This window comes from Streptomyces sp. NPDC037242 (genome assembly GCF_055604165.1).
Window position 1 is genome coordinate 1 of the sequence record NZ_JBVJUY010000014.1, and the last position, 18,535, is coordinate 18,535.

Consider the following 18,535-nt stretch of genomic DNA (forward strand, 5'->3'; position numbering starts at 1 on the left):
CCCCCCCCCCCCCCCCCCCCCCCCCCCCCCCCCCCCCCCCCCCCCCCCCCCCCCCCCCCCCCCCCCCCCCCCCCCCCCCCCCCCCCCCCGCGCGGGTGGTGCCTGGTGGAGGTCCCCGGTGAACGCGGCCGCGATGCCTCCCGGCGGCCGGGTGCTACCTGCCGCGGGGCTTGCCGCGCTTGGCGCCGCCCTTGCCGCCGGCGCCCTTGGCTCCGCCGGACGCGCCGCGCGGGCTCTTGCCGCCGGCCGGCTTGCCGCCGGACTTGCCCGCCGCCTTGGCGGGCGCGGGCTTGCGCTTGGTCTTCGGCTGCGGAGGGGTCGGCGTACGGCCCCGGGTGCTGTTGACGGTGCGGCCGCGGACGATCCCGATGAACTCCTCCACCAGGTCGGTGGTCTTCTCCTCCGGCCACGACAGCGCGACGCGCGACTCCGGGGCGCCCGAGACCGGCCGGTAGGTCAGGTCCTTGCGGTGGTGCAGGCGCGCGAGGGACTGCGGTACGACGAGGACGCCGATCCCCGCGGCCACCAGTTCGACGGCGTCCTCCGTCGTGGCGGGACGTTCCAGCGCGGGCCGACCCGGCAGCTGCTCCCAGTCGAGGGTGTCGTCGAGGGGGTGCAGCACGATCTCGTCGGCGAGGTCGCCGACGGAGATCTCCTCCACCGCGGCCACGAGGTGGTCCTTGGGGATCACGACGACCGTGGTCTCGGTGTAGAGGGGGATCGCGCTGAGGTCCGTACGGTCGATCGGCAGCCGAACGAATCCCGCGTCCGCACCGCCGGTCCGCAGCGCCTCGGCCGCATCCACGGCGGGCACCTGGACGAGGGTCAGCGGGACGTCGGTCAGCCGCTCGTTCCAGATCCGCACCCACTTGGTGGGCGTCACTCCCGGGACGTACGCGAGCCGGAACGAAGGAGGTACTTCCGAGCCTGTCACTCGGCCAGGTTACCGGTCGTGGTCGGCGGGATCGCACACGCTCGCTACTCTTGACACCATGACGTCGCACCAGACCACCCAGACCATGAAGCCCGCGACCGCGGCGAAGAAGCTGGGTGTGTACCTCGAAGCCACCCCCGCCGAGTTCCAGGAGGGTGTCGTTTCGCGCACCGAGCTGAACGCGCTGCAGGCCGACCCGCCCCAGTGGCTCCAGGACCTGCGGGCCAACGGCCCGCACCCGCGCCCGGTCGTCGCGGCGAAGCTCGGCATCTCCATCGCCGGCCTGGCGCGCGGCGGTGTCACCGACCCGCTCACCACCGAGCAGATCGAGGCGCTGAAGCAGGAAGGCCCCGAGTGGCTCCAGAAGGAGCGCGCCACGCAGGCCGAGGTCCGCAAGGAGACCGTGCGGATCAAGGAGCGCAACGCGGAGCGCGCCGCCCGCACCGACGGCCCGCGCGCCTGACGCACCGCTGAACGCGCCGAACACCAGGAAGCCCCGGACCGCGGTCCGGGGCTTCTTCGCGTCGGACGCGCCCGGGACCCGCCGGCCTTCTCCTCAGCGCGCCGGGACGGGCGGTGACGCGGGGGCGGGGGCGGGAGCGTCGCGGAGTTCGTCCAACCGCCGCAGGCTGAGGCGTCGTTGTACGAGGGACAGGCCGCCCACCCCGGCCCCGAGGGCCAGCCAGCCGGCCGGGCCCGCCGCCATCACCGCGCCCGTCAGCAGGAGCGGCCCGACGGTCTTCTGCACGGACTGAGCCATGCCGGCGACGCCCAGGTACGGGGCCCGCGCCTGCCGGGGCGCGAGGGAGACCGCCAGTTCCCACGAGCTCACCGAGCGCACCAGCTCCGCGCAGGTGACCAGTACCGCCGCGGCGAGCAGTGCGGCCGAGGCGCTCCAGATCCCGCCCCCGGTGGCGGTGGCGAGGAGGACGCAGCACGCGAGCATCGCCAGCCCGTACAGGGAGACCGCCTCGGCGGCCTGGCGGGGCTCGCCGACCTTGGCCGACACCCGCAGTTGCAGGACCACGACGAGCACCGTGTTGATCACGAGGAAGGCCGGGATCAAGGCGTGCGGCGCCGTCGTGTGGTTCACCAGCCACAGCGGCAGCCCGATGTCCAGGATCGAGCAGTCCAGGCTCATCACGATGTCCAGCAGGACGAACCGCAGGTAGCCGCCGTCCCGCCAGGGACTCGGCGCGGCGACCCGCTCCGCCCCGGCCGCGGCGTCCGGCGCGTCCTCGCCCGGCCGTGCGGCCACGAGCCCGCGGCCGCTCGGCTCCCGGGTGCGCCACACCAGCACCGCCGCCAGGAGGAACGACAGCGCGTTCGCCAGGATCAGCGCCTGGTAGGCGCTCCGGGTCCCGAGGGCGAGGCCGACGGCGGCGAGGCCGGCGCCGACGGCGTATCCGGCGTTCGCCGCGCTGCGTGACAGCGCCTGGTAGGTGGAGCGCCGCTCACCGGCGACCCGCGTGGCGAAGAGCATCTCCAGGGTCTTCGCGGCCCGGTCGCCGAGGTAGGTGACGGCGACCACGGGCAGCAGCACGTTGAAGCTGGTGACCACCAGCAGCGCGCAGATGGCACCGAGGCGGAGCAGGTGGCAGCCGATCAGCAGCGAGCGCACCGGGAAGCGGTCGGCGAGGTGGCCCGCCAGCGGGGATCCTGCGATGCCGGCGATTCCGGCCGCGCCGAGCAGCAGGCCCAGCTGCCCGGCGTCGAGTCCGACCACGAAGGTGAAGTACAGGACGCAGGAGGCGGCCCAGACTCCCGTGCCGGTGCGGTCGACCAGTTGGGCGAGCAGCATGGTCCGCGCATCGCGGCCGCCCGGTGGTCGGCGCAATTGCGCCAGCAGGCCGGCCTCGGCGCGCTCGCCGCCCTCCCCACGTCGTACCTTCCGGGTCCCCGTCCCCCACCGCATCCCAGGCCTCCGCATCCCACCGCAAGGTATCTCGATGTCGAGATACCTCGCGGAAGCCTGCCCCAGATAAATCTTGACGTCAAGATATTTCTGCGGGCAGGCGCCCAGGCCCGGCTGCTACACGAGCGCGGCGATCACCTCCCGCGCGGCCCGCTCCCCCTCGGTGGCCCCGCCCTCCATGAAGCCCTGGAAGTCGTAGCTGCAGTGCTCGCCCCCGATGTGGACGTTCCCCTGCGCCGTGCCCTCGTACTTGGCGTACCGGTGGAGGTATCCCACGGGCCAGTACGAGTACGCGCCGTAGGAGTACGGGTTGCGGTGCCAGGCCGACAGCTGCGCTCGCCCGTTCCAGGCCGCCTTGGTGCCCGGGAAGAACGCGTCGATGCCCGTCAGCATCCGGGCCGCGAGCATGCGTACGTACGGATCGGACTCGGTGGCGAAGGGGGTCGCGGGGGTGAGCGCCCCGGCCAGGCTGCCGCCCCCGTACTGGAGCAGGATGCCCCCGTTCCCCGGCTGGACCTTGGTGGTGTCCCAGGTCTGCTGGACCTCGGAGTCGGTGAAGCAGTCGCCGGCCGAGACACCCGGCCAGGGGCCGGCGCTGCCGCGCCAGGGCCGGCTGGTGAACTGCATGTTGAGCTTCGTGCAGTAGCCCATGCGGGCATCGCGCAGCAGGTTCCTCATCAGCGGGTCGAAGCCGGCCGCCGAGAGGTCGATGCGCTGGAGCACGGGCAGCGGCAGGCACAGGACGGTGTGGTCGGCCACGACCGTGCGGACGGCCCCCGAGTCGTTGAAGGTGAGGGTCTGCGTGCCGTCGGAGTTGGCCCTGACGGCGGTGAGTTCGCGCCCCATCAGCACGGAGCCGGCGGGCAGCGCCTGCGCGATGGCGTTCGGGAGCCGGTCGTTGCCGCCGGTGATGTGGTAGCGCTCGTTGGACAGGCCCCAGACGTTGAAGTGGCCGGGGTTGGGCTGGTAGCCCATGAGCAGGACCAGGGCGAGCGCCGACTGATCGACGGTGTCGGCCCCGTACTCGACGTTGTACGCGACGTCGATGAACTGCCCGAGCCGCGAACCGTGTCCGCCGGGGACGCGGGTCTCGATCCATTCGTACAGGGACATCTCGTCGAGAGCGGTGCCGGCGGGCGTGGCCGAGTTCCAGGAGACCTCGCCCGACTCCTGGAGATCGCGGCGCAGCGACTGGTACACGGCCTTGAAGTCCTCGTCGGCCTGGGCCCGGGGGTAGTAGGCGCCCCCGAACCACAGCACTTCCTCCGCGCCGTTGGGGCCGCCGCCCAGGAAGTCCTCGGTGTTCAGGCCGAATCGGCGGCACAGTTCCAGGATCTTCTTGTGGCTGGTGTCGATCAGCTCGGCGCCGATCTCGGAGGTCTGGCCGTACGCCCAGTGGCCGGCCTGCGTCCACATCCGGCCGCCCACCCGCGAGGGGTTGGCCTCGTACACCGTGCAGGCGATGCCGGCGTCCTTGAGGGTGAGTGCGGCGGTCAGGCCCGCGATGCCCGCCCCGACGACGGCGACCCGGGGGTTGCCCACCGGCTTCCTGCCGTCCGGTGCGGGGGCGGCGGCCCGGGCGGGGACGGCGGCGCCGGCCGCCAGGGCGCTGCCGAGGCCGAGGGCCGCGGCGCGTTCCAGCAGTGCGCGGCGGCTGAGGCCCCGCACCTCGGCCACGGGGAGGTGCAGCCGGCGTGCGGCGGCGTGTTCGGCGGCGAACTGCTTGAGTGCGTGCATGACGGACGTACGGGCCATGATGTGGGCTCCTCGGCGGTCGGACGGTCAGACGTTCGCGGCGGACGGGGAAGTCGTCTCGGCGGTGCCCTCATCGCTGTCGCTCCCGCCGCGTTCGGCGGCGTCCTCCAGAACGATCCGGCCGATGATCTCGTAGCGCTCCGGGGCCCTCAGCTTGAGGAAGAGGCCGAGGCCGAGGCCGCCGAGGAAGACCGCACCGACGATCCAGGGGATGAGCTCGAAGACGAGCGAATCGGCGGCGGGTCCGGCCGCGGTCTCCATGTTGAGCACCAGGAGGACGACGACGGCGGTCATCCCGATCCCGCCGAGCAGTGGGGCGGTGAAGGTCTTGAACCAGTGCCGGTCCTCCGAGTGGTTCTTGCGGAAGTAGCCGATCACGGCGAAGGAACAGAGCGTTTGGACGATGAGGATCGCCATCGTGCCGAGGATCGCGAGCAGCGTGTACAGGTGGGTGTACGGGTCCTGGCCGGCGAACCAGAAGCCGGCGACCAGCGCGGCCGCGATCACGGTCTGCACCACGGAGGCGACGTGCGGCGAACCGTGCTTGGCATGGGTGCGCCCGAGCCCCGGGTGCAGGAAGCCCTCGCGGCCGATCGCGTACAGGTATCGGGCGGCGCACTGGTGGAAGGCCATGCCGCAGGCGAAGGACCCGGTGAGGAGCAGCCACTGGAAGGCGTCGACCGCCCAGCCGCCGATGAACTCCCGGGTGGGGGCGAAGAACAGGTCCAGGGGGCTGGCGGAGGCGGACAGCTCGACGGACCCGGCCAGGCCGTTGCCGGAAATGGTCATCCAGGAGACGTAGATGTAGAAGAGGCCGACGCCGACGACCGAGATCAGGGTGGCCTTGGGGATCACCTTCTTGGGGTTGCGGGACTCCTCCCCGTACATGGCGGTCGACTCGAAGCCGACCCAGGACCAGAAGGCGAAGAAGAGACCGAGTCCCGCGGAGGTTCCGGTGAAGGCGTTCTTCGGGTTGACCGGCTCCAGGGGGATGCCGTCCGGGCCGCCGCCCGCGATGAGGACGGCCGTGGCGACGGCGAACAGGACCGCGATCTCACCGACCAGCATCACGCCGAGCGCCTTGGCGGTGAGGTTGATGTCGAAGTGTGCGAGGACCGCGGTCACGGCCAGCATCGCGGCCGCGTAGAGGATCCACGGCAGGTCGACGCCGAGCTGGTCGTGGACGGTGGTCTTGGCGAAGTACGAGAAGACACCGACGATCGAGGCCTCGAAGACGATGTACGCGAGGACCGCGAGCATGCCGGAGGCCATGCCGGCGATCCGCCCGAGGCCGTGGGAGATGTAACCGTAGAAGGCTCCGGCGGCCGTGATCCGCTTGGCCATGGCGACGTAGCCGACGGCGAAGACGGTGAGGACGAGGGTCGCGAAGAGGTATCCGGCCGGGGCGCCCACCCCGTTGCCGAAGCCGACCGCGATCGGCAGGTTGCCGGTCATCGCGGTGATCGGCGCGGCGGTGGCGACGGCCATGAACACCACCCCGACCAGACCTACCGAGTTCGCCTTGAGCCGCTGCACTTCACCGCTGGGGCCGCGGGAGTCGCCTGAACTGATGGAGCCGCTGGATCTGTTGGACATGGAAGTCCTCTCACGCTCGCGCCCGCACCTGATGGGAAGGCGGCCACTCTCTTACCGCGTGACGCAGACCACAATCGACATCAGGGCCGCTAATCACCCCGCGCACAGGACGAGTTGTCGGGCCATCGGGGGCCTCGGCGCCATTCGTGACCTTCCGGTGACGTACGCGAAACCCCCCGCGGGCGAGGTCAGCGCGCGGACGTGCGGCGGCGTCCCGTGACGCGCAGGAACGCGCAGGCGGCCAGGGCCAGCCAGGCGGTGGCGAAGAGCCAGCCGCCGACCACGTCGGTGAACCAGTGCACCCCGAGGTAGATACGGGTCAGGCCCACGGTCGCGGCCCAGGCGGCGATCAGCACCACCGAGGTCCGGGGCACCGGGGAGCCGCGCAGGTACAGCGCGGCGATCAGCAGCCCGGCCGTCATCGCGGCGGTGGCCGTGTGGCCGGAGGGGAAGGACCAGCGCGCGGCGTCGGCGGCCCAGTAGACGGCGTCGGGGCGCGGCCGGGCGATCAGCTTCATGGCCCCGAACCGCAGGGCCTGGCCCGCGGCGAGGCAGAGGGCGAGGCCGACGGCCGCGGTGGCGCGCCGGCGGAAGGTGCGGCCCGCGAACAGGCCCGCCATGACGACCAGGGCGTAGGGGATGACTCCGGTCCCGCTGTCGGTGACCGCGCGCGCCAGGGCCGCGGCGACGTCCGGCCGGTGTCCGACGGACCAGTGGTGGAGCGCCGCATCACCGGGCAGCAGCCGTCCCGGCGCCCGGACCACCCACAGGGCGAGCACGGCGAAGAGCACCGCGGCGACCGCTGCGACGGCGCCGAGGGTCCGGTACTGCCGGTCCTCGCGGGCGGCGGGTTTCAGCGGCAAGCGGCTCCGTTCCTGGGCGGTCCACGCACTCTAGACCCCGGCCGGCCGGAACCCGGTAATGACCGAACCTGGGCAAACGCGGCCGCCCGCGGTGGAACGGATCTTGCTCCAGGCCTCTCTACCCGGTTACGCACCCGGGCGCGGTGCCGCCGGGCCCGATGCCCGGGCCGAGACACGACAGAGAGCCTTCCCGATCCATGAGTCTGACGAGTGCCACGCTCCTTGTGTTCACCCTGACCTGCACGGCCCTGCTGTTCGCGGCCGCCGTGTGGCTGTGGCCGCGGCTGGCACGGCGCGGGTGGAGACCGGTGCTCGGCCGGGTCGCGCTGGTGCTCGCCGTGCAGGCGCTGGTGTTCTCCTCGATCGGGCTCGGGGTGAACCGGAGCATGCTGGTCTACGGCACCTGGGACGACCTGCTCGGCACGGCGAGCCCGCACGAACTCATCGCCCAGGACTCGGGCGGGGGGTCGCTGGTGAAGGTCCTCGGCCGCCGGCAGCCGGACGTCCCCGGCGGGGTGACACCACAGATCGGCGGCGAGATCCAGAAGGTCATGGTGCAGGGCAGCCAGTCCAAGGTCGCCACTCCCGCCTACGTCTACCTGCCTCCGGAGTACTTCCAGAAGGGGAACGAGCAGCGGACCTTCCCCGCCGCCGTCGTCCTCACCGGCTTTCCGGGGGCCGCGGAGAACCTGCTCAAGCCCCTGCCCTACCCCAAGACGGCCTGGTCACTGGCCAAGCAGAAGAAGATGCCGCCGATGATCCTGATCCTGATGCGGCCCACCACCGGTCCGCGCAACACCCAGTGCATCGACGTCCCGGGCGGCCCGGCCAGCGAGACCTTCTTCGGCTCCGATCTCCCGCAGGCGATATCCAGCGCCTACCGGGTCCCCTCCTCGGCGGCCGCCTGGGGCATCGTGGGCGATTCCACTGGCGGCTACTGCGCGCTCAAGGTCGCCATGCAGCATCCCGAGCACTACGCGGCCGGCGTGGGCCTGTCGGCGGACTACAAGCCGGAGATCGACGGGGACTCGGGCGATCTCTTCCACGGCAACAAGGACGAGGAGAAACGATCCGACCTGCTGTGGAGCCTGGACAACCTGCCCCAGGGCAAGACCTCCTACCTGGTGACCACCTCCCTCCAGGGCGAGAGCAACCTCGGCCCGACACGGAAGTTCATCGAGAAGGTGAAGGACCCCGCGCGCGTCTCGTCCATCACCCTCGACCGCGGCGGCCACAACTTCAACACCTGGAAGCGGGAGATCCCGCCGTCCCTGGAATGGCTCGGCGCCCGCCTCACGGTCCAGTGACCGCAGGCCGTGCGCGATCGTGGCCGGCGATCTCGCGCGGACCTGCTCGCGGTGGCGACCGGCCCCGGAACTCCCCACCGGGTCGGCGCTGACAGCGATGCGCCTTCTCCCCGGGTTCGCCAGGTGGTTCGGTCCGTGACCGTTGCACCGCCGATGCGGGTGTTGCCATGGCTCCGGATCCGGGGGGCAGGCCGCTGAAGAGCGGAAACTGGCGTTGCGCCGGTGACCCCGTGGTGCCAGATGTCCGCCAACGTTGCCGATGTCCCGGTTACCCGGGCGCAACGGTCCGTTCACGTTCCATGCTGTGACTCTCTCCTTCGGCCTCTGCCGGAAGAGCTGCGGAGCGCCCGGCCCCGGTCCGGCGCGGAGTTGATGAAGAGGGACGTGATGGACCGTTCACTGCTGTCGCTGCGGTCGACTTTGGTGCTCTTGCTCGCTGTCTTGGCGGGGGCCGTTGCCGGTGTGCTGACCGCCCTCGCCGGCGAAGGGACCGCCCGCAGCGTGCTGTACGGCTTGGCGGCCACCGGCCTCGCCGTGCCCTTCTTCAATCGGCTGATCGCTACTGACCCCGGTGGCGGCCGGCAGGGCCAGGAGAACGCCGGATCGGGCACTCGCAATGGGTGAACTGCGCCCGCTCGGCCATGGTCTGACGCAGGAGTCCAGGGCTCTCGCCCAGGCGTTACGGGAACTCTTCGACGGACTGGAGGTGTCGGTGCGGCGGTACGCGGCTCGGCGGACCCGCGATCCGGGCACGTTCTCGCGCTACCTGAGCGGGACCCGCGTGCCTCCATGGGAGGTGGTGATGGACCTGTTCACCGACCTCGCGGAGCACCGGGGGCTCACCGCGACCCCCGAGGCGATCGAGCTCGTGCGCGGCCTGCACCGCGCCGCCGTCACCACCAGCACCTCGCCGAAGCACGCCATGGAGGTACTGGAACAGCAGCTCGCCGACGCCGACAGGGTCTCGCGCCGCTCCACCGTCCGGGGCGATGTGCTGGGTGACGCCCTGCTGGACCGCCAACACCGCATCGCAGACCTGGAAGTGCGCCTGAACCACCTGGAAGCCGAATGGAGCACCGAGCGGGAGCGGGCGGACCGACTGGCGGCAGCCCACCCCGACGTCTCGGAACTCCTGCGGGAACGCGACACCCTCCAGGACGAAGTGGCCCGGCTCTGCACGGATCTGCTCGTCGCCCAGAAACAGCGCAGCGAAGCCGAAGAGCGCTGCGAGCTCCTGGAGCGCCAGCTGGAAGCCGTCGAACAAGTGCAGCAGACCGCGGTCCCGCTGCCAGGAACGGCGCCGGCGCCGCAGGGCATGCCCAAGGTCCTCGTGGTGGACGACCAGCCGAACAACCTGATCGCCATGATCGCCGTGCTCTCGACCCTCGACCAGGAACTCGTCGCCGTCTCCTCCGGGCGGGAAGCACTCAAGGCGCTCCTGGACCACGACGACTTCGCGGTCATCATCATGGACGTTCAGATGCCGGACATGGACGGCTACGAAACCGCCGCCCACATCAAGCGCCGGCCACGCACCCGTGACGTGCCGATCATCTTCCTCACCGCGATGGGCACGGACCCCGAACACTCCGCCCGCGGCTACGCGGCCGGAGCGGTCGACTACATCGCCAAGCCCTTCGACCCCTGGGTGCTGCGCGCCAAGGTGGCCGTCTTCAGCAGCATCTACCTCGAACGCCACCAGTGACTCCCGTAGCCCGAGGCTCGCACGTGGTGTGCCACGCGCGAGCCCGGGCGGTCCTGGTGGTGGCGCTGCCCGCGACGTGCGTGCCGCGGCCCTGGCAGTCCTGACCGTTCCGGCCGTCGTTGATGGCGTCGAAGCCCAACTTGGCCCGCCCTCCGAACTCTTCGTGCGCGTGGTCGATGCCGGTGTCGAGGACGTAGGCCGTCACCCCGGCTCCGTTGGAGTTGACCGTGAAGGTCTTGTCGAGCGGCAGCTCCTTGGCCGCGGCGGAGGCCGAACCGGCCGCCACCGCTGTCACGGTGAGGAGGGCGGCGGTGGCCAGACGTGCGAGCAGGCGCATGAAAAGAACTCCCTGAGGGGACGGAAGGTCGACATGGATGAGCCGCCCCCGTCACGGCTGGTGCCTGCGCGGGTGCGGCCCTCATCTCCATCGGTGCCACCCATTCGCGGCTTGAACCGGCGCCTCCTCCTGGCCGATCGTCCGGCGCCCGCCGCAACGTGCCCTGTCCCACAAGCTGCAGAAAGGGATATCCCCCCTGCGCCGTCAGGGCCTGTCCCCGGCCCGCGCGGCCCGTGGCCACCCGCCAAGATCACCTGAATGGGCCACCCCCACATCAGGGAGCGCACGGCCCGTGCGCTACCCGTGCCCCCGCCACACCCCCGGACGTCTTTGACGGTCCCCGTCGGGCGTGATGACCTCGCCCCATGCGCAACCGTCTGAGCCGAGCCCTGCCCGTGGCCGTGGCCGTCGCCATGCTCGCCGCCGTCACCGTCCTGCCCGTGGCCACGGCCACGGCCGCCGTACGCGAACCCGTTCCCCGGTCCGCCGTCGCCGCGTACCACGACGCCCCGTACATCGTCACCGTGCGGGAGGACCTCGACCCGGCCGCGGTGGCGCAGCTGGTCGGCGTCACCCCGGTCCACGTCTACGACACCACCCTGCACGGCTTCGCCGCCCGCCTGACCCCCGGCCAGGTCGCGGCCCTGCACGCGATGCCGGGCGTGGAGTCCATCGAAGAGGACGGTCGGACCACCGGCTTCGGCGCCTTCTGAGTGGCGAAGGGGCCCGGCCCGTCGGGTGACGGGCCGGGCCCCTTCGGCCTGTGGCCGGTCAGACGCGGTCGGCCGCGATGAGGACGTACTGGAAGGAGCCGTCCTTGTAGGACTCGATGAACGCCTCTTCGATGCCGGTGACCAGCGAGGACGTGGCCCGCAGCTCCCAGTAGGGCAGGGTCGCGGGGGTCAGGTCGATGACTGCCTGCGGTACGAGGCGGTTGTCGGCCATCGAGCGCAGGTACTCCCGGCGCGAGTGGATGTTGCACTCGAAGTGCGCGTTGATCTGGGAGACCCACTTGGAGGGCTGGCCGTAACGCGGGTTCCAGCAGCCGGTGATGGTCACGTAGCGGCCGCCGACCCGGAGGATGCGGGAGTGCTCGGCGAAGAGGTCGTCCAGGTCGACGTACATGCTCGACTCGTTGTTCCACGAGGCCGCGGCCTGCCCGGTTTCGAAGGGCGTGCTGAGCATGTTGCAGACGCGGGAGCGGACGTGGTCCTCGATCCCGAGCTCGCGGGCGCGCTGGTTGCCGAACTCGGCCTGCTTGGCCGACAGGGTGATGCCCTCGACCTTGCATCCGAAGCGCTGGTGGGCCATGACCATCGAGCCGCCGCGGCCGCAGCCGGCGTCCACGAGGGTGTCGCCCTGCCCGATGGGGCCGAGGTGGTCCAGGAGGAGTTCGGCCTGCGCCGACTCCAGGCGGTGGAGCTCGGCGATCAGCTTCTTCTCGTATGCGCTGTCCTCGGTGTCACCGAGCGCGGCGTGGTCGATGTCGCCGATGCCGTAGTGGTGGTGGTAAAGGCCGTCCACATCTCCGAGGCGCAGGTTCACGGGCCGGGCCTCGTCGTTCCAGTACCGGGCGATGTCCCCCTGGTACGGCGTCGCCGGGGAGGGGATGAGCACGGACGGGGACGTGGTGGTGAGATCAATGCTGGTCATCGATAGGTCCAATCCTTACCAGAAATCGGGCAGGCTGTAGCGATAGGTGTTGGTCTGGTGCCAGTAGTGGTTGCCGTCGACCCATACGGCCACTCCCCGCAGGAAGCGCAGCACGTTGGGGACGGGGCAGGCGAGCGCCAGTTCGGCGGCCGCGGCCTCGAAGTCGCGCATGAGGTCGTTGTGGACCTCCACGGCCTTCAGGTAGCCCTCCTGGTCGGAGCAGTTCTCGCGTTCGGCGATCACCACCGGCAGGTTCAAGTGCCGCCCGGGGCTGGCGAGTTCCTTGGTGTAGGAGTAGAGGTCGTTGACGATGGTGGTGGCGTTCCCGGCGAGTGCGATGACCCGTTGCATGGCGGGCTGCGCATGGAGGTCCGCCGGCAGCTCGTAGCCGCCCACGGAGTCGGTGATGGTGGGACAGGGGCGGAAGTTGTTGAACTGCCGCATGGCCAGGTACTCCCACACCTCGGGGACGTACTCCGTCTGCGCCCAGGCCGCTTCGGCGAGGTACCCCATGTGCAGCCGGGCCATGTCGTGCCGGAACCGGTCGGCCTGGGAGGGACTGGCCCCCTGGACGAAGTACTCCATGGCCGAGCGGTAGGCGCGCCGGGGTGCGTCCGCGTGGAGCGACTGCGCCCACTGCGGGTGGTACTCCGTCGTCGTGTGGACGGGATCGAGGGCTGTGTGCGCCAGCAGGAGCCGCCCGCCGAGGCCGATGGGCGACCCGCCGTGGTCCTCGCAGTAGCAGTCGTCGACCGCGTTCTCGGCGACCATCAGCCGCGTGGCGAGCATCAGGTGGTCGACGGTGGGGGCGTCCGGATGGCAGGCGACCATGTAGCGACCGACGTGGAATCCGTCGAACTCGCCCTCCCAGTCCTCCGGGTACAGCTCGACCTCGTCCAGCGCCCAGTCCTTGATCCTGCGGCTGAGCTCCTCCACCCGCACCGGGTCGGGCTCCGCCACCGGGTGGTAGTAGAGGCCCGGGATGTGCAGGGCGTCCGCCCGCGGCCCGGGGACGGCAGGCGCCTCGGGTACCGCGGGCCCGTCGCTACGGGCCCAGTGCAGGTCCGTGGTGCCCAGACCGCTCGGACCGCGCAGGATCCGGTCCAGGGCGGGGCTCGCCTCCCTCACGGCGGCGGCGCCCCCCACCTCCACGGGCAGGGTCGCGGTGGGGGCGGTGCCGAAGGGCAGGACGGGACGGGTGGGCAGGGCGGGCCGGGTGACGACGGCTTCGCCGCCGGCCTCCGGCGCCGGGGCCTGCCCGTGGGCCAGGGCGGTGGCCAGGACGTGGGCTCCGAAGCGGGCCGCGGCGCCAGGCAGGCTCGACTGCACAGGGGAGAGCCCGGGGTCGGGCATCCGTAACTCCTTGGTGGGGTGGGTGGGCTGTCCCGGGTCCCGGGCACGCTCGGCCGGCCCGGGAAGGTCCGGGCTGTCGCGGCCTTCGGGCAGGTCCGTCAGTCGCGCCGGCGGGCGATCTGTACGTTCTCCAGCACTCCGAGCGCGTCGGGCACCAGGACGGCGGCGGAGAAGTAGGTGGTGACCAGGTAGGAGATGATCGACCGCTCGTCGATGCCCATGAAGCGCACCGACAGACCCGGCTCGTACTCCTCCGGCAGGCCGGTCTGGTGGAGGCCGATGACGCCCTGGTTGTCCTCGCCGGTTCGCATGACGAGGATCGAGCTGGTGTTCTCCTTGCTGATCGGGATCTTGTTGCAGGGCAGGATCGGGACCCCGCGCCAGGCCGGGACCTGCTGTCCGCCGAGGTCGACGTGGTCCGGGTAGAGCCCGCGGGCGTTGAACTCGCGCCCGATCGCCGCGATCGCCCTGGGGTGGGCGAGGAAGAACTTGGACCCGCGGCGGCGGCAGAGCAGCTCGTCGAGGTCGTCCGGGGTGGGCGGGCCGGAGTGGGTCTGGATCCGCTGCTTGAAGGCGGCGTTGTGGAGCAGCCCGAACTCCGGGTTGTTGATGAGCTCGTGCTCCTGGCGCTCGCGCAGCGCCTCGATGGTGAGCCTGAGCTGCTCCTCGGTCTGGTTCATCGGCTCGTTGTAGAGGTCCGCGACCCTCGTGTGCACCCGCAGCACGGTCTGGGCGATGGAGAGTTCGTACTCGCGCGGCTTGAGCTCGTAGTCGACGAAGGTGCCGGGCAGCTCGGCTTCGCCGGTGTGGCCGGCCGACATCGCGATCTCGGCCTCGCCGTGACGATTCTGCCGCTGGAGGGGCAGCGCGCCGAACTCCCGTACGTGCGCCTGGAGGTTCGGCGCCGCGGACAGCACGGCGGCGAAGTCGGCGCGGGACAGGGTGAGCAGGGTGCCGGAGGTCTCGGCGGTGGCGGTGTAGTCCCAGCTGGCATCGGCGTCCAGCAGGGCGTTCTCGCCGAAGCGGTCGCCGTCGGCGAGTACGGCGACGGCGACCTCGTCGCCGTATTTGCCGACGGAGGTCTGGTTGATGCGGCCGTGGGCGATCAGGTGGATCTGCTCGGCGGCGGCGCCGCGCTCCACCAGCACCTCGCCGGCGCGGAAGTCGCGCTGGACGCACCGGTCGGCGAGCGCGATCAGGACGCCCTCGTCGTCGAAGCCCCGCAGCAGGGCCAGTTCACCGAGCTCGCGGGGGATGACCCGGACGACTCCGCCGTCCTGGACGAAGTCGATGCGCCCGTCGCCGACGGTGTAGCTCAGTCGGCGGTTCACCCGGTAGGTGCCGCCCTTGGTCTCCACCCAGGGGAGCACCTTCAGCAGCCAGCGGGAGGTGATCTCCTGCATCTGCGGGGCGGACTTGGTCGTGGTGGCAAGGTTGCGCGCAGCCGCAGTGCCGAGGCTGGACTGCTGGGGCGGATCCAGCTGCGATTCCGGGCTGGTGTCAACGGTCATCGGGGCGAGCTCTCCTTCGTAAGGGTGGTGAACGGCATGCGTGCGCGTCACCGGTGAAAGAGGAAATAAGAGGGCGAAATCATGGAATCCGTCAGATCCGGGGGAACATTAACCGCCCGTGCGCCCATTCGACCCAGGAAAACCGCTGGCAGTCCCTCGATGCAGTGATCTTGCCCCGCCGGGTGTTTGCCCGGGTACCGGCGATATTCGGCCCTGTTCCGGAGCCCGGCAGGGGCGCTGAGCGGCCCTCCGCGCGCGATCGGAGCCGGATCCGGCCACCTCGGCCACCGCGCCGCGCCGACCGGAGTTCAGAATCCACCACCGGCGTAGAGGGCCCGGCGTAGAGGGCCCGGCGTAGAGGGCCCGGAAAACAGCACAGCGCCCGCCGACCGGCACAGGAGTGCGGTCGGCGGGCGCTGCCCGGGCGGGTGTGGCGGTGCGGTCGGCTCCGCTTCGTCAGACGGCGACGGCCGCCTCGAGCGGAGCCCCGTCGAGGAGCGGCTGGAGGCGCTTGCGGCCTTCGAGGAAGCCCAGTTCCATCAGTACGCCGATGGCGACGACTTCCGCGCCGGCGTCGCGGATCAGCCGGATCGACGCCTCAAGCGTGCCGCCCGTCGCCAGGACGTCGTCGATGACGAGGACGCGGCTGCCGGGCTCGAAGGCGTCGCGCTGCACCTCGACCTCGGCGCTGCCGTATTCCAGTTCGTACGACTGCGCCAGCGTCGCGCCGGGGAGCTTGCCGGCCTTGCGTACGGGGACGAATCCCAACCCGGCTCTCAGGGCGACGGGTGCGGCCAGGATGAAGCCCCGGGCTTCCAGGCCGACGACCGTGGTGGCCCCGTGGCGTACGGCGAGGTCGGCGAGCATGTCCACGAGCTGCGAGAAGGCCTCGGCGTCGGACAGCAGCGGGGTGATGTCCTTGAAGGTGACCCCTTGGCGGGGGAAGTCGGGAACATCTCGTATGCGGCCGAGAAGGCGCTGCTGAAGGGAGAGCGTCTCATCAACTGCCATGTCAACGGGATCCACGGACGGAATACTTCCTTGGCTGGGTGGGATTGATACTCGGGTGCGAGGGGGGCGGTCCGGGGCGGTGCAGGCGGGCTCGGACACGCAGCCCGGTCACGTCAGGACGGCGCATCCCCGCTGTTCGAGGGTGGAGATCCATTCGGGCAGCGGATCGATGATGTTCCACCGCAGATCGAGCTTCTCCAGGCGGGGAAGCCCGGCCAGGGCCGGTGGGAGCTCGTCCAGACCGTTGTTGCGCAGGTCCAGGTGGGTCAGCTCGTCGAGCTGTCCGATCGACTCGGGCAGTTTGCGCAGCTCGTTGTTCCGCAGGTCGAGGATCCGCAGCCGGGAGAGCCGGCCGATCGACTCGGGCAGCGCCGTCACGTGGTTGTCCATCAGCCGCAGCTCGCGCAGGTCGCCGAGTTCGCCCGTCTCCTCCGGGAGCCCTGTCAGGGCATTGCCCATGAGGTGCGCCTCCCGCAGGTCACGGAGTCCGCCGATCGACCGGGGCAGTTCCGCGAGGCGGTTGTTGTAGAGGCGGAGCTCGCGCAGGGATACGAGATTCCCGAACTGCTCCGGGAGCGAGGTCAGGAGATTGTCGGTGATGTTCAGATAGCGGAGGCGGTCCAGTCGGCAGAGCGAATCCGGAACCGACGTGAACTTGTTGTCGCTCAGGTAGAGATATTCGGTGAGACCCGACAAGTCACCCAGGGACGGCGGGAGTTCCGTCAGCTCGTTGTGCCCGAGGTCGAGCGTGTGCAGGCGGCTCAGTTCACCGATCTCGGCGGGGACCGACGAGAGGCGGTTGTCGGCGAGATTGAGGACGCGGATCTCACGGAGCTTTCCGAGCCCTGGGGGCACGCTGGAGAGATCGTTCTTGTACAGGCTCAGCACATGGAGCCCGGGGAATTCGAAGACCACGTCCGGCAGACTGCTGAACTTGTTTCCGTCCAGGCGCAGTTCGGTGAGGCCGGAGAGCCTTCCCAGGCCCTCGGGCAGGTCTTCGAGGGAGTTGAAGGAGAGGTCGAGCTTCGACAGCGTCTCCAGATCTGCCAGGTCTTCCGGTACCGCCTCGATCCTCTGCCCGCGTGCGGAAAGGGATACGACATTGCCTGTCGTGTCATCCGTGACGGACGCCCAGGAGTACGGGGACGGAACATTATCGACCACGAGGATCACCCTTCAGAGGGCCATTCGGAATTCCGGTGCGGGACAAGAGCGCGTAAACGGCCGCGACCGCGAAAGCCGCCACACAACCAAGCAGGAGGAAACCCTTCACGAACTGCTGGTCGGGCGACGAGGAACGCAGGACGAGAACGAGAATTGCAAGGCCGACGCTGCCACCGAAGTACTGTACCATCGTGATCAACCCCGAACCCACGCCCTGTTGTTGCTCGGGAATCGACGCGGTGCCCAGTGCAAAGGTCGCGGTGTACGCGATTCCCTGGCCGATACCGCTTACCAGCAGACCCGGCAGGATCGCCCACGCGTACGGGATGTCCGCGGAAGCCGCCATCAGGACGAGCAATCCTGCCCCTCCCCCGCCGAATCCGATGGCGAAAGTGAGCCGTTCGCCCAGGCTGCCCATCAGGCGCCCGGTGACGGCGCTGCCGATGGGGGCCGCGGCGGCCAGGGGTACGAATGCCAGCCCTGCCGCAAGTGGCGTGTATCCCTTGTCCTCTTGGAGCACCAGGGTCAGCAGGTAGAACTCCGCACCGAAGCTCGCCATGAACAGCGCCGCCAGCAGGGTGGCCGTCGAGAAGCGGCGGTTCTGGAGCAGGGCCGACGGGATCAGGCGTACCGCCGCGCGCCGTTCGCGGTGCACGAGAAGCCCGATGCACGCCACCGCCAGCAGGAGCGGCAGGAGGAAGGCGCCGCTCAGCCACCCGCCCTCGGAGGCGCGGGTCATGCCGGTCGCCAGGAACAGCACGCCGAGCGTCACCAGGATCGCCCCTGCCCAGCCGACCGGCCCCCGTACCGGTATCGCGGTGCGTTCGGCCCGGAAGACGAAGTGGGTCAGCAGCACCGCGGACAGCGCCAGGGGAACGGCGGACCAGAACGCCCAGCGCCAGGAGGCGGCGTCGGTGACGACTCCCCCGCCGAGGACGCCCACGGTGAGTCCCGAGGCGCCGGTGGTGCTCCAGACCGCGAGTGCTCGTGTCCGTGCGCGCCCCAGCGGGAAGGTGCTCGTCAGCAGGGCCAGGGTGGACGGGGCGAGTGCCGCGGCCCCCAGGCCCTGCACCCCTCGGGCCACGAGGAGTTGGGCGGCGCTGTCGGCGAGGCCGGCCCCGAGGGAGGACACGGCGATCACCCACAGCGCACCGATCAGCATGCGCCGCGCTCCGAACAGGTCCGCCATACGCCCGCACACGAGCAGGAACCCCGCGAAGGGGACGGCGTAGGCACTGACGACCCATGGAAGCGCGGCGGAACCGAAGCGCAGTTCCTCGTCGATCGAGGGCAGCGCCACATATACGACGGAGTAGTCCAGGGCGATGAGCAACTGCGCGGTCGCCAGGACCACGAGAGCGCCTACCCCGGCAGGTGCGGTGGCGCCTGCCGCGGTCGACGACGCTCCCCGTTGCTCAGCGATACCCATGA

At 70.7% G+C, this 18,535-nt stretch carries 17 protein-coding genes; 5 read left to right on the forward strand and 12 right to left on the reverse strand.

Features of this window, described 5'->3' with window-relative positions; all coding sequences use genetic code 11:
- Window positions 1-154: 154 nt before the first annotated feature.
- A complete protein-coding gene (locus ACZ7GJ_RS18210) occupies window positions 155-934 on the reverse strand; it encodes a LysR family substrate-binding domain-containing protein (RefSeq protein WP_470752834.1) in 780 nt (259 codons plus the stop codon).
- A gap of 58 nt (window positions 935-992) precedes the next feature.
- Here ACZ7GJ_RS18210 and ACZ7GJ_RS18215 point away from each other — a divergent pair, with 58 nt between their 5' ends.
- The gene (locus ACZ7GJ_RS18215) at window positions 993-1,397 is read left to right on the forward strand and encodes a DUF5997 family protein (RefSeq protein ID WP_470752835.1); all 405 of its coding nucleotides are present in this window, start codon (window positions 993-995) and stop codon (window positions 1,395-1,397) included.
- 93 nt (window positions 1,398-1,490) lie between these two features.
- Here the strand turns inward: ACZ7GJ_RS18215 and ACZ7GJ_RS18220 are convergent, their stop codons facing one another.
- The 4 genes from ACZ7GJ_RS18220 to ACZ7GJ_RS18235 form a co-directional block, all read right to left on the reverse strand.
- Window positions 1,491-2,735, reverse strand: a complete 1,245-nt coding sequence (locus ACZ7GJ_RS18220; protein WP_470752837.1) for an MFS transporter — start codon at window positions 2,733-2,735, stop codon at window positions 1,491-1,493.
- A gap of 231 nt (window positions 2,736-2,966) precedes the next feature.
- Window positions 2,967-4,604 (reverse strand): flavin monoamine oxidase family protein, encoded by a 1,638-nt coding sequence (locus ACZ7GJ_RS18225; protein WP_470752840.1) that lies wholly within the window; start codon window positions 4,602-4,604, stop codon window positions 2,967-2,969.
- A 27-nt stretch (window positions 4,605-4,631) separates the two neighbouring features.
- Complete coding sequence (locus tag ACZ7GJ_RS18230) at window positions 4,632-6,200, reverse strand: APC family permease (RefSeq protein WP_470752842.1); 1,569 nt, start codon at window positions 6,198-6,200, stop codon at window positions 4,632-4,634.
- A gap of 188 nt (window positions 6,201-6,388) precedes the next feature.
- On the reverse strand, window positions 6,389-7,063 hold the full coding sequence (locus ACZ7GJ_RS18235; protein ID WP_470752844.1) for a phosphatase PAP2 family protein: 675 nt from the start codon (window positions 7,061-7,063) through the stop codon (window positions 6,389-6,391).
- Window positions 7,064-7,260: 197 nt separating this feature from the next.
- Between ACZ7GJ_RS18235 and ACZ7GJ_RS18240 the strand changes: the two genes are divergently transcribed.
- The 3 genes from ACZ7GJ_RS18240 to ACZ7GJ_RS18250 all read left to right on the forward strand — a co-directional run bounded on the left by ACZ7GJ_RS18240 (window position 7,261) and on the right by ACZ7GJ_RS18250 (window position 10,075).
- Entirely contained in the window at window positions 7,261-8,370 is a 1,110-nt protein-coding gene (locus tag ACZ7GJ_RS18240) for an alpha/beta hydrolase (RefSeq protein WP_470752846.1), read from the forward strand.
- A gap of 387 nt (window positions 8,371-8,757) precedes the next feature.
- Window positions 8,758-8,994: a hypothetical protein gene (locus ACZ7GJ_RS18245; protein ID WP_470752848.1), complete on the forward strand. Its 237-nt coding sequence runs from the start codon at window positions 8,758-8,760 to the stop codon at window positions 8,992-8,994.
- Window positions 8,987-10,075: a response regulator gene (locus ACZ7GJ_RS18250; RefSeq protein ID WP_470752849.1), complete on the forward strand. Its 1,089-nt coding sequence runs from the start codon at window positions 8,987-8,989 to the stop codon at window positions 10,073-10,075. Before ACZ7GJ_RS18245 ends, ACZ7GJ_RS18250 begins: the two co-directional genes overlap by 8 nt.
- On the opposite strand, the gene ACZ7GJ_RS18255 is transcribed toward ACZ7GJ_RS18250, so the two are convergent.
- On the reverse strand, window positions 10,044-10,412 hold the full coding sequence (locus tag ACZ7GJ_RS18255; protein ID WP_470752851.1) for a hypothetical protein: 369 nt from the start codon (window positions 10,410-10,412) through the stop codon (window positions 10,044-10,046). The genes ACZ7GJ_RS18250 and ACZ7GJ_RS18255 overlap by 32 nt on opposite strands.
- A 365-nt stretch (window positions 10,413-10,777) precedes the next feature.
- Here ACZ7GJ_RS18255 and ACZ7GJ_RS18260 point away from each other — a divergent pair, with 365 nt between their 5' ends.
- A complete protein-coding gene (locus tag ACZ7GJ_RS18260) occupies window positions 10,778-11,125 on the forward strand; it encodes a protease inhibitor I9 family protein (protein ID WP_470752853.1) in 348 nt (115 codons plus the stop codon).
- A 58-nt stretch (window positions 11,126-11,183) separates the two neighbouring features.
- Here the strand turns inward: ACZ7GJ_RS18260 and ACZ7GJ_RS18265 are convergent, their stop codons facing one another.
- The 6 genes from ACZ7GJ_RS18265 to ACZ7GJ_RS18290 form a co-directional block, all read right to left on the reverse strand.
- Complete coding sequence (locus tag ACZ7GJ_RS18265) at window positions 11,184-12,065, reverse strand: geranyl diphosphate 2-C-methyltransferase (protein ID WP_470752854.1); 882 nt, start codon at window positions 12,063-12,065, stop codon at window positions 11,184-11,186.
- A 15-nt stretch (window positions 12,066-12,080) separates the two neighbouring features.
- Entirely contained in the window at window positions 12,081-13,418 is a 1,338-nt protein-coding gene (locus ACZ7GJ_RS18270) for a family 2 encapsulin nanocompartment cargo protein terpene cyclase (RefSeq protein ID WP_470752856.1), read from the reverse strand.
- A 98-nt stretch (window positions 13,419-13,516) separates the two neighbouring features.
- Complete coding sequence (locus tag ACZ7GJ_RS18275) at window positions 13,517-14,929, reverse strand: family 2B encapsulin nanocompartment shell protein (RefSeq protein ID WP_470752858.1); 1,413 nt, start codon at window positions 14,927-14,929, stop codon at window positions 13,517-13,519.
- A 456-nt stretch (window positions 14,930-15,385) separates the two neighbouring features.
- A complete protein-coding gene (locus tag ACZ7GJ_RS18280) occupies window positions 15,386-15,940 on the reverse strand; it encodes an adenine phosphoribosyltransferase (RefSeq protein WP_470752859.1) in 555 nt (184 codons plus the stop codon).
- A 108-nt stretch (window positions 15,941-16,048) separates the two neighbouring features.
- On the reverse strand, window positions 16,049-17,104 hold the full coding sequence (locus tag ACZ7GJ_RS18285; RefSeq protein ID WP_470752861.1) for a leucine-rich repeat domain-containing protein: 1,056 nt from the start codon (window positions 17,102-17,104) through the stop codon (window positions 16,049-16,051).
- A complete protein-coding gene (locus ACZ7GJ_RS18290; RefSeq protein ID WP_470752862.1) occupies window positions 17,094-18,533 on the reverse strand; it encodes an MFS transporter in 1,440 nt (479 codons plus the stop codon). The genes ACZ7GJ_RS18285 and ACZ7GJ_RS18290 overlap by 11 nt, the downstream gene beginning before the upstream one ends.
- Window positions 18,534-18,535: the final 2 nt, after the last annotated feature.